The sequence below is a fragment of the Aeromonas sp. 601039 genome, assembly GCF_049174415.1.
In the GTDB taxonomy this organism is placed as follows: Bacteria; Pseudomonadota; Gammaproteobacteria; order Enterobacterales; family Aeromonadaceae; genus Aeromonas; species Aeromonas veronii_A.
The window spans coordinates 1-1,197 of sequence record NZ_JAAKTL010000050.1; the positions used below are offsets into that span (position 1 = coordinate 1).

Consider the following 1,197-nt stretch of genomic DNA (forward strand, 5'->3'; position numbering starts at 1 on the left):
GCCGTTTTGTTCTTGCGTGGATGCTGTTTCAAGGTTCTTACCTTGCCGGGGCGCTCGGCGATCAGCCAGTCCACATCTACCTCGGCCAGCTCCTTGCGCTGTGGCGCCCCTTGGTAGCCGGCATCGGCTGAGACAAATTACTCCTCTCCATGCAGCTGATTGAGGTCATGCTCGTTGGCCGCGGTGGTGACTAGGCTGTGTTCTTAAAGTGATGAATATATAATCTCAAATCTTCTCAACAGCTTAAGACCTATGCAGTGTCCCGTCGTTACCAGTTGACCGATGCACAATGGGGACTTATCGAGCCCCTTTTTCTATGCCGCCGCATAAGCGGACGCCCTACTCGTGAGCCACGCCAAGTGCTTGATGGCATTCTCTGGATTCTTCATACCGGCGCTCCTTGGCGAGATCTGCCAGAACGTTTCGGCCCATGGAGCTCGGTCTATAACACCTTTCGACGTTGGCTGAGTACAGGTCGTATCGATGCCATCCTTGCTGCGTTGCAACTGCATCTCAATGAAGAAGGGCTTATCGACTTCGACCTGTGGTGCATTGACGGCTCCAATGTCAGGGCATCCAAAGATGCTGCCGGAGCGCGTAAAAAAACACTCCGGTGAGTCAAGCTCTTGGTCGCTCTCGTGGTGGTTTTGGCAGCAAAATTCACTTGGTCACTGATGGTAATGGTTTACCGCTGGGGTTCTGCCTTTCGCCGGGGCAATCAGCGGAAATCAGATATGCAACAAGTGCGTTGGCCATGGCAAGGATCCCGACTTCATCAGGCCATTATCGCACTCGGCCAACGCATCTTGCCGCAGATAAGGCCTATAGCAGCAGGGCTCTGCGGGCAGAACTTCGGCGCAGAAAGATAAAAGCGGTTATCCCGCAACGCAGCGACCAGCAACGACACCATAAGGGACGTCCACTGGTGTTAGACAAAGCTCGTTATCGTAGGAGAAATGTGGTCGAACGGTGCTTCGGATGGCTGAAGAAGTTTCGCCGATTCTCAACGAGGTATGAAAAGCTGGCAGGAGGTTTTGCTGCTTTTATCAAGCTGGCTTTCTGCCTTCGTTACTTACGGGAACTATTAGTGGACAGAAAACCAGCATTTTGAGAACACAGCCTAGGCTGTGGGTCATGCCACTCTTGGCATCGACACCAATGTGGGCCTTCATGCCAAAGTGCCACTGATTGCCTTTC

At 52.9% G+C, this 1,197-nt stretch carries 1 protein-coding gene and 1 pseudogene; one reads left to right on the top strand and one right to left on the bottom strand.

What is annotated here, in order from left to right; all coding sequences use genetic code 11:
* Positions 1-200: pseudogene (locus G5195_RS20130) on the bottom strand (transposase); the annotation flags it as partial.
* Positions 201-257: 57 nt separating this feature from the next.
* On the opposite strand from G5195_RS20130, the gene G5195_RS20135 reads away from it, so the two are divergent.
* Positions 258-1,111, top strand: a protein-coding gene (locus G5195_RS20135) for an IS5 family transposase (protein WP_421236414.1) whose coding sequence is annotated in 2 segments (ribosomal slippage) — positions 258-600 and positions 600-1,111 — 855 coding nt in all. Because the reading frame shifts where the segments join, the coding sequence is not laid out codon by codon here.
* Positions 1,112-1,197 lie beyond the last annotated feature (86 nt).